The organism is Streptomyces sp. NPDC006309 (genome assembly GCF_040613095.1).
Lineage (GTDB): Bacteria > Actinomycetota > Actinomycetes > Streptomycetales > Streptomycetaceae > Streptomyces.
Genome location: NZ_JBEXRO010000017.1, coordinates 155,554 through 164,142, shown reverse-complemented (window position 1 = coordinate 164,142; position 8,589 = coordinate 155,554). Strand labels below are relative to the sequence as shown.

Genomic DNA, 8,589 nt, shown 5'->3' with positions numbered 1-8,589 from the left:
CGACTCTATCAGATCTTTTCTCGACCCGATTTCCTCGGTGCTTTCCAGGTTCCCGCTTCCGCGTTTCCCTTTCCGGCGGTTCCGACTTTATCAGACCCTTTCGGTGTCTGACTCCCGGTCGGCGGGATTGTCGCGGGCTTTCGGCTTTCGCCTCCGGCCTTTCGACGTCCACTACTTTAGCCGATTCCCTCGGCGACTCATAATCGAGTCCCGCGAGTTCGAATTCGAGCGCGCGGGCGCGTCGGAATCGACCCCGCTGAGGGGTGTGGCTGAGTGGAGGTTGTTTGGCCGCTCCGGCTGCAGGCGATCGCCGTACCCGGTTCAGCGGCTCGGGCCACATTACGCATCTCGGCGGCCCGCGTCAACTCCGTCGACGCCGCGGCGCGTGCGCCCGGTAGGGGCTCACCGTCGGGTCGTCCGCCACCCAGTAACGCCAGGGATGGCATTCCCCGTTCCCGCCCTCGCCGGCGACTCCCGTCCGGGGGCCGCTGCGTACCTGGTCGGCGGGGACGGGTGTGCCGGTCAGCATCCTCAGTGGCGTCTCCCCCGAGGCGCACGCGTCCGTGCCGTCCAGGGCGCGGTCGACCTCGAGGGCGGTGGCCAGCCGGGCCGGCCCCTTGGCCAGTTCCTTGTCGTTCCGGGCCGAGACACGCCGCTTGCGGGCCAGCTCGGCTCCCTCCACCACCTCGCCCGCGCGGAGCAGGACCGCGCTCGCCCGGCCCTCGGGTCCGCAGACGAGGTTCATGCAGTGCCACATGCCGTAGGTGAAGTAGACGTACACGTGTCCGGGCGGGCCGAACATCACCGCGTTGCGGGCGGTGGGCCCGCGGTAGGCGTGGGAGCCGGGGTCGTTCGGGCCTTCGTACGCCTCGACCTCGGTGAGGCGGAGGGCGATCGGGCCGTCGGGTGTCGTCCGGACCAGGATGCGGCCGAGGAGGTCCGGTGCGACCTCCAGCACCGGGCGGTCGAAGAAGGTGCGGGGCAGTGGCGTACGGTCCGGGGGCGCGATCATGCTCTCCGAGGGTAGCCCAGACGGAGCACCGCACCGGCGGAACCGGCCGGGGTCGGATCGCGTTCGTAGGGGTCGATGGTCCATTCGCAAAGGGAGAGTCATGGCGTTCAAGAAGCTGCTCGCGAGCCTCGGGGCCGGCGGTGCCTCGGTCGAGACGGTGCTGACCGAGGTCAATGTCGTACCGGGTGGTGTCGTCCAGGGTGAGGTGCGGATCCAGGGCGGGTCCGTGAACCAGGCCGTCGAGGGGCTGTCCGTGGGTCTCCAGGCCAAGGTCGAGGTGGAGAGCGGCGACCAGGAGTACAAGCAGGACATCGAGTTCACCAAGGTGCGGCTCGGGGGTGCCTTCGAGCTGGCGGCGGGGGCCGTGCACACGGTGCCGTTCGGGCTGGAGATTCCCTGGGAGACGCCGGTCACGATGATCGACGGGCAGTCGCTGCGCGGTATGCACATCGGGGTGAGCACCGAGCTGGCGATCGCGCGGGCCGTGGACTCCGGTGACCTCGACCCGATCAACGTGCACCCGCTGCCCGCGCAGAAGGCGATCCTGGACGCCTTCATCCAGCTGGGCTTCCGCTTCAAGAACGCGGACATGGAGCGCGGCCACATCCGGGGCACCCGGCAGAAGCTGCCGTTCTACCAGGAGATCGAGTTCTACCCGCCGTCGCAGTACCGGGGTCTGAACCAGGTGGAGCTGAGCTTCGTGGCGGACGAGTACGCGATGGACGTCGTCCTGGAGATGGACAAGAAGCCGGGTCTGTTCAGCGAGGGTTCGGACACCTTCCGGTCGTTCCAGGTGGGTCTGGACGACTGGCAGGGGACCGACTGGGCGGCTTACCTCAACCAGTGGCTGTCCGAGGTCGGCAGCAAGCGCAACTGGTTCTAGGCTCGGAACCGCTGATTCCAGTCATCGACCAGGAGGGTACCGAGGTGACCGAGCTGAAGCGGCGGCCGCTCCCCCACGACTTCCATCCGCCCGTGCCGTCGTTCACGGTGACGAGCGAGGACGTCGAGGAGGGTGCGACGCTGAAGAGCGCCCAGGTCCAGGCCGGGGGGAACACCTCGCCGCAGCTGCGCTGGGAGGGCTTCCCGCCGGAGACCAAGAGTTTCGCCGTGACCTGTTACGACCCCGACGCGCCGACGGGCAGCGGGTTCTGGCACTGGGTCCTGTTCGACATCCCGGCCTCGGTCACGGAGCTGCCGGCGGGTGCGGGCGGCGGGAAGTTCGAGGGGCTGCCCGAGGGCGCCGTCCACGCGCGGAACGACTACGGGACGAGGGACTTCGGCGGTGCCGCTCCGCCGCCCGGGGACGGGCCGCACCGGTACGTGTTCACGGTGTACGCGGTGGACCGGGAGAAGCTGGGTCCGGACGCGGACGCCTCGCCGGCCGTCGTGGGGTTCAACCTGCGGTTCCACGCGCTCGCGCGTGCCCAGCTCATCGGTGAGTACGAGAACCCCGCCGAGGACTGACCGCATCCCCCCCGGCGCCGTCCGGCGTTCATGGAAGTTTTGCCCGCCTCCGGTCTTGGAAGTGACCGGAGGCGGGCACTTTTTATTGCGTTGTCCATCTCAGCGCGCCCGTCCAGAGTTGGTCCGAGCCCGCCGGGGGGTGGGCCGGCGCACATGGGAGGTGGGCTGGATGCGTGACACGCTGGTGCTGAACGCGAGCTTCGAGCCGCTGTCGACGGTGACTTTGAACCGGGCCGTTGTCCTGGTGCTCCAGGACAAGGCCGTCGTCGAGCAGGCCCACTCCGAACTGCGTATGCGGGGTGCGGACGTGGACATACCCGCGCCCCGGGTGATCCGGCTGTGCCGGTACGTACGGGTGCCGTTCCGAAGACAAGCTCCGTGGTCGCGGCGGGGTGTGCTGGTCCGGGACCGGCACCGGTGCGCGTACTGCGGGCACCGGGCGACGACCGTGGACCATGTGCTGCCGCGGTCGCGGGGCGGACAGGACACGTGGCTGAACACGGTGGCCGCGTGCGCCGAGGACAACCACCGCAAGGCGAACCGGACTCCGGAGGAGGCCGGGATGACATTGCTGCGGGAACCCTTCGAGCCGACGCCGGCGGACGCGATGCTCCTGACCCTGGGCCGGGAGGACTTCGACGCGCTCCCCGAGTGGCTGGGCCGGGACGCGGCCTAGCCGCCCACCGGGACGGAGAGGAAAGCGGCGACACCCCGTGAGTGGAGGTGCCGCCGCGGCGGTCGGAACGCGGGAGAACGGGCTCAGTCGATGGTCGGCTTCTCGCGGCGTTCCGTGGCCGTGCCGGTGTTCTGGGGCGGGACGGTGTTGCCGCCGTTGCCGCCGTTGCCCGAACCGCCGCCGAAGGGGCCGAAGTTGCCCATCGCGCCGGAGAGGCCCTTGAGGGCGTCGCCGATCTCGCTGGGCACGATCCAGAGCTTGTTGGCGTCGCCTTCGGCGATCTTGGGGAGCATCTGGAGGTACTGGTAGGACAGGAGCTTCTGGTCCGGGTCGCCGGCGTGGATGGCCTCGAAGACCGTGCGGACGGCCTGGGCCTCGCCCTCCGCGCGCAGGGCGGCTGCCTTGGCCTCGCCCTCGGCGCGCAGGATCTGGGACTGCTTCTCGCCCTCCGCGGTGAGGATGGCGGCCTGGCGCGTGCCTTCCGCGGTGAGGATGGCGGCGCGCTTGTCACGGTCGGCGCGCATCTGCTTCTCCATCGAGTCCTGGATGGAGGTGGGCGGTTCGATGGCCTTCAGCTCGACGCGGTTGACGCGGATGCCCCACTTGCCGGTGGCTTCGTCGAGGACGCCGCGCAGGGCCGCGTTGATCTCCTCGCGGGAGGTCAGGGTGCGCTCCAGGTCCATGCCGCCGATGATGTTGCGCAGCGTGGTGACGGTGAGCTGCTCGATCGCCTGGATGTAGCTGGCGACCTCGTAGGTGGCGGCCCGGGCGTCGGTGACCTGGTAGTAGATGACCGTGTCGATGTTCACGACCAGGTTGTCCTGGGTGATCACCGGCTGGGGCGGGAACGGGACGACCTGTTCCCGCAGGTCGATGCGGTTGCGGATGGTGTCTATGAACGGGACCACGATGTTGAGGCCCGCGTTCAGCGTCCGCGTGTAGCGGCCGAAGCGCTCGACGATGGCGGCGCTGGCCTGTGGGATGACCTGGATCGTCTTGATCAGGGCGATGAAGACCAACACCACCAGAATGACCAGGACGATGATGACGGGTTCCAACGTCGCTCCCCGTACCCTTCTCCGCTTCGGCGCCTGAGGCAGATCTCATGGCTGTTGAGGATCTTGCTGGTCGAGTCTGACAGACCGTCGCGCAACTCGTGAGTCGTTCTCGGTGAGTTGTTCTCAGATGACGACCGCGGTGGCCCCTTCGATGTCCACGACGTCCACCTCCTGGCCCACTTCGTAGGCGCGGGCGGTGTCGAGCGCGCGGGCCGACCAGATCTCGCCGGCGAGCTTGATGCGGCCGCCGGAGCCGTCGACCCGCTCCAGTACCACGGCCTGCCTGCCCTTCAACGCCTCGATCCCCGTGGCGAGTCGGGGGCGCTGTCTGCCGTGCCGGGCCGCGATGGGGCGGACGACCGCGATGAGGGCGACGGAGACGGCGACGAACGTGAGGACCTGGATGACCGCGTCGAAGCCGATTGCGGAGACGACCGCCGCCGCGACGGCTCCCACTGCGAGCATGCCGAACTCGGGCATGGCGGTGACGACGAGCGGGATTCCGAGCGCCGCCGCGCCGACGAGCCACCACACCCATGCGCCGATGTCGTTCACACGGTCATGGTAGGACCGCGGCCGGGCGGCGGACAGGGCGCGAACGGGAACGGAACCGACTCGGGGGCGGGTCAGGACAGGGGCAGGCCCTGCGCGGTCCAGCGCTCGCCGACCTGCTCCACGACAAGCGGAAGGCCGAAGCAGAGGGAGAGGTTGCGGGAGGAGAGTTCCAGCTCGATCGGGCCGGCGGCGAGGACCTTGCCCTGACGGATCATGAGGACGTGGGTGAAGCCGGGGGCGATCTCCTCGACGTGGTGCGTGACCATGATCATCGAGGGGGCGATGGGGTCACGGGCGAGCCGGCCGAGGCGGCGGACGAGGTCCTCGCGGCCACCGAGGTCGAGGCCGGCGGCGGGCTCGTCGAGCAGGAGCAGCTCGGGGTCGGTCATCAGGGCGCGGGCGATCAGGGTGCGCTTGCGCTCGCCCTCGGAGAGGGTGCCGAACCTGCGGTCCAGGTAGTCGCTCATGCCGAGGCGGTCGAGGAAGGCGCGGGCGCGCTGCTCGTCGACGGCCTCGTACTCCTCCTGCCAGCCGGCGGTCATGCCGTAGGCGGCGGTGAGGACCGTCTGGAGGACCGTCTGGCGCTTGGGGAGCTTCTCCGCCATGGCGATGCCGGCCATGCCGATGCGGGGGCGGAGTTCGAAGACGTCGGTGCCGGGCTTGCCGAGGGTCTCGCCGAGGATGGTGGCGGTGCCCTTGCTGGGGTAGAGGTAGCTGGAGGCGACGTTCAGGAGGGTGGTCTTGCCGGCGCCGTTGGGACCGAGGATGACCCAGCGCTCGCCCTCCTTCACCGACCAGGAGACCTGGTCCACCAGAGCCCGGCCCTCCCGGACCACGGATACGTCCTGAAGCTCCAGAACATCGCTCATGAGCGTGTTGTCTCCCCTTGCAGTCTCGCCGGTCTCGGCTGTCGCGTACGCCTGTGGCTCGGGTCCGCCACGCCCGCGGGCGCAGCCCTCATGAAATCTACGCCACGAGCGTCCCGCACCATTCCATCGGTCCGGTCCTTAGGGTGGGGGCATGCTCTCGGAACCGCGTTCAGGACGCCTTGCCGCTTGGGGAAACGCCCTTCTGGCCGGAGTTGTCTCTCCGGACGACGCCGTGCTCGCCATCGTGGGCGAGGACGCGGTGCACCGGGTGGAGGGACTGCCCGGGGAGTCCGCGCCGGTCGGGCTGACGCTGGCGCTGGGACGGCTGCGCGCGCTGGGGGTGACCGGGCTGCGGGTGGCACTGCCCGCGCCGGGGCATCCGCTGGGGCTGAGCGGACCCGCCGAGTTCAACGCGCGGGCGCTGGAGGCCGGGGAGGCGGTGGTCTGTCACGGCGCGGCGGCCGGGCTGGTGCCCGAGGTGTCCGAGGCGGGGCCCGAGGGTGATGTGCACGTGGAGGTGGTGTGGCACGTGCTGCCGGTGCGGGAGGCGCCGCCCGCGGACGTGCCGTCGCTGGGCGAGGCCGAGCGGGAGCTGGCGGAGGCGCTGCGGGAGGCGACCGAGGTGCTGTCCGGGCTGGACGTCGCCGGGTCGGGCCCGGTGGCGGAGGCGGCGATCGGCGCGTACCGGGCGCGGGCCGAGCGCGGCCGGGAGGTGCTGGCGCCGGGGTATCCGCCGCGTGCGGTGCGGGTGCTGGAGCTGGCGCAGCGGGTGGGGCTGCTGGTGTCGCTGGCGTACGACCACGGGCACGGGGGCGCGGTCAGCTCCGCCGAGATGGCGGCGCGTGCCGAGGCGCTGCGGCCGGTGGAGCGTACGGCCCGGCGGGCGCAGGTGGCGGCGTACAACGCGGTGGTGGAGGAGCGGGGAGTGCGGTGAGCGCCGGCCGGCGGGCCTCTGGGGCGGGTGCGGCCCGGGCCGGGTTGTCTCAGCCGGCCATGCCGTGGCGTACGGCCCACAGCGCGGCCTGGGTGCGGTCGGCGAGGTCGAGCTTCATGAGGATGTTGGAGACGTGTGTCTTGACGGTCTTCTCGGACAGGACGAGGGCGCGGGCTATCTCGCGGTTGGAGCGGCCGTCCGCGATCAGGCCGAGCACCTCGCGCTCCCGTTCGGTCAGCGTGCCGCCCCTGCCGTGACCGGTGCCGGTCTCCTCCTGCGAGAGCAGGGCCCCGGCGACCTCCGGCTGGAGCAGGATGTGTCCGGCGTGCACGGAGCGGATGGCGCCGGCGAGGGCGTCGGGGTCCACGTCCTTGTAGACGTATCCGGCGGCGCCCGCGCGCAGCGCCGGGACGACCGTGCGCTGCTCGGTGAAGCTGGTGACGATGAGCACGCGCGCGGGGTTGTCGAGTTCGCGCAGCCGGCGCAGGGCGTCGATGCCGTCCGTGCCCGGCATCTTGATGTCCATCAGGACGACGTCGGGCCGCAGCTCCTCGGCGCGGGCGACTCCCTCGGCGCCGTCGGCGGCCTCACCGACGACCTCGATGTCGTCCTGGACCTCCAGGAAGGTGCGCAGGCCCCGGCGGACGACCTGGTGGTCGTCGACGAGGAGCACCTTGATCGGTTCACCCACCGGGGACCTCCATCTCGATCGTGGTGCCCTTTCCGGGCGCTGATTCCACGGTCAGCGTGCCGCCGGCGCCGCTCGCCCGGTCCCGCATCGAGACCAGGCCGAGGTGGCGTCCGGCGCGGCGGACCGCCGTGGGGTCGAAGCCGTCGCCGTCGTCGGTGACGCGCAGGACCGCTCCGCAGCCGCGCCGCCGCACGCTGACGTCGACGTGGGCGGCGCCGGAGTGGCGCAGGGCGTTGTGCAGTGCCTCCTGGGCGACCCGGAGCAGGGCCTCCTCCTGGGCGGCGGGCAGGGCGCGGAAGCCGTTGCCGGTGAAGGTCACGCGCGCGCTGTGGGCGCGGTCGAGGACCTGGATCTGGGTGCGCAGGGTGGCGACCAGGCCGTCCTCGTCCAGGGCGGCGGGCCGCAGTTCCACGACGGCGGCGCGCAGTTCGTCGGCGGCCTCGGCGGCCAGGGCGGCGACCTGGTGCAGTTCCTCCTTGGCGCGGGCGGGGTCGCGGTCGACGAGCGCGGCGGCGGCCTGGGCGGTCAGGCGCAGGGAGAAGAGTTTCTGGCTGACCGCGTCGTGCAGTTCGTGGGCGAGCCGGGAGCGTTCCTCGGCGATGGTCAGTTCGCGGCTGCGCTCGTAGAGGCGGGCGTTGGTCAGGGCGATGGCGGCGTGCTGGGCGAGGATGCCGAGCAGTTCCTCGTCCTCCTCCGTGAAGCCGCATCCGCCCTCGGGCCTGGGGCGCGGGGGGTGTCCCTGCGGAGCGCACTGCTTGTTGGCGAGGAAGAGCGCGCCGATGACCTCGTCGCCGTCGCGGATGGGCAGGCCCAGGAAGTCGGCCAGGTCGGGGTGGGCGGACGGCCAGCCCTCGAAGCGGGGGTCCTTGCGCACGTCGGCGAGGCGCTCGGCCTTCGCCTCGCGGAGCATCGCGGCGAGGATGCCGTGCTGGCGCGGGAGCGGACCGATGGCGCGCCACTGTTCGTCGCTGACGCCGTCCACGACGAACTGGGCGAAGCCGCCGTGGTCGTCGGGGACGCCCAGGGCGGCGTACTGCGCGTCGAGCAGTTCACGGGCGGAGGCGACGATCGTCTTGAGGACGTCGCGCACCTCCAGGTGCCTGCTCATGGCCAGCAGCGCGGAACTGACCGCGGCGAGGCCGGACCGGGGGCCTTGGCTCATGTGCTCACGGTACCGGCGGGGTGTGACGGCGCGGATCGGTCCGATGCCGGCGGGACCCGGTCCGCTGGGCGTAGGGCCTGCGGCGTAGGCCCGGGGCGCGGGGCGGGTGGCTCGGGGTGCAGGCCGAAGGGACCCCGGGCTCTGCGGCCCGCGTCCGGGGCGGTA

The 8,589-nt window shown here is 71.3% G+C and carries 10 protein-coding genes; 4 read left to right on the top strand and 6 right to left on the bottom strand.

The window, feature by feature from the left end:
* Nucleotides 1–361: 361 nt before the first annotated feature.
* Complete coding sequence (locus tag ABZ117_RS22395; protein ID WP_356823325.1) at nucleotides 362–1,012, bottom strand: DNA-3-methyladenine glycosylase; 651 nt, start codon at nucleotides 1,010–1,012, stop codon at nucleotides 362–364.
* A 100-nt stretch (nucleotides 1,013–1,112) separates the two neighbouring features.
* Here ABZ117_RS22395 and ABZ117_RS22390 point away from each other — a divergent pair, with 100 nt between their 5' ends.
* The 3 genes from ABZ117_RS22390 to ABZ117_RS22380 all read left to right on the top strand — a co-directional run bounded on the left by ABZ117_RS22390 (nucleotide 1,113) and on the right by ABZ117_RS22380 (nucleotide 3,155).
* Nucleotides 1,113–1,895, top strand: a complete 783-nt coding sequence (locus ABZ117_RS22390) for a sporulation protein (protein ID WP_356823324.1) — start codon at nucleotides 1,113–1,115, stop codon at nucleotides 1,893–1,895.
* Nucleotides 1,896–1,939: 44 nt separating this feature from the next.
* Nucleotides 1,940–2,479 (top strand): YbhB/YbcL family Raf kinase inhibitor-like protein, encoded by a 540-nt coding sequence (locus ABZ117_RS22385; protein ID WP_356823322.1) that lies wholly within the window; start codon nucleotides 1,940–1,942, stop codon nucleotides 2,477–2,479.
* Nucleotides 2,480–2,648: 169 nt separating this feature from the next.
* Nucleotides 2,649–3,155 (top strand): HNH endonuclease, encoded by a 507-nt coding sequence (locus ABZ117_RS22380; protein WP_356823320.1) that lies wholly within the window; start codon nucleotides 2,649–2,651, stop codon nucleotides 3,153–3,155.
* Nucleotides 3,156–3,238: 83 nt separating this feature from the next.
* Here the strand turns inward: ABZ117_RS22380 and ABZ117_RS22375 are convergent, their stop codons facing one another.
* The 3 genes from ABZ117_RS22375 to ABZ117_RS22365 form a co-directional block, all read right to left on the bottom strand.
* Nucleotides 3,239–4,213: an SPFH domain-containing protein gene (locus tag ABZ117_RS22375; RefSeq protein WP_356823318.1), complete on the bottom strand. Its 975-nt coding sequence runs from the start codon at nucleotides 4,211–4,213 to the stop codon at nucleotides 3,239–3,241.
* Between the two features lie 123 nt (nucleotides 4,214–4,336).
* The gene (locus ABZ117_RS22370) at nucleotides 4,337–4,768 is read right to left on the bottom strand and encodes an NfeD family protein (protein WP_356823316.1); all 432 of its coding nucleotides are present in this window, start codon (nucleotides 4,766–4,768) and stop codon (nucleotides 4,337–4,339) included.
* A 71-nt stretch (nucleotides 4,769–4,839) separates the two neighbouring features.
* Entirely contained in the window at nucleotides 4,840–5,637 is a 798-nt protein-coding gene (locus ABZ117_RS22365; protein WP_356823314.1) for an ABC transporter ATP-binding protein, read from the bottom strand.
* Between the two features lie 151 nt (nucleotides 5,638–5,788).
* On the opposite strand from ABZ117_RS22365, the gene ABZ117_RS22360 reads away from it, so the two are divergent.
* Entirely contained in the window at nucleotides 5,789–6,571 is a 783-nt protein-coding gene (locus ABZ117_RS22360) for a hypothetical protein (RefSeq protein ID WP_356823312.1), read from the top strand.
* Nucleotides 6,572–6,620: 49 nt separating this feature from the next.
* Here ABZ117_RS22360 and ABZ117_RS22355 read toward each other — a convergent pair whose 3' ends face one another.
* Nucleotides 6,621–7,262, bottom strand: coding sequence for a response regulator transcription factor (locus ABZ117_RS22355; protein ID WP_356823310.1), 642 nt, complete (start codon nucleotides 7,260–7,262; stop codon nucleotides 6,621–6,623).
* On the bottom strand, nucleotides 7,255–8,424 hold the full coding sequence (locus ABZ117_RS22350) for a GAF domain-containing sensor histidine kinase (protein WP_356823308.1): 1,170 nt from the start codon (nucleotides 8,422–8,424) through the stop codon (nucleotides 7,255–7,257). The genes ABZ117_RS22355 and ABZ117_RS22350 overlap by 8 nt, the downstream gene beginning before the upstream one ends.
* Between the last annotated feature and the right edge of the window lie 165 nt (nucleotides 8,425–8,589).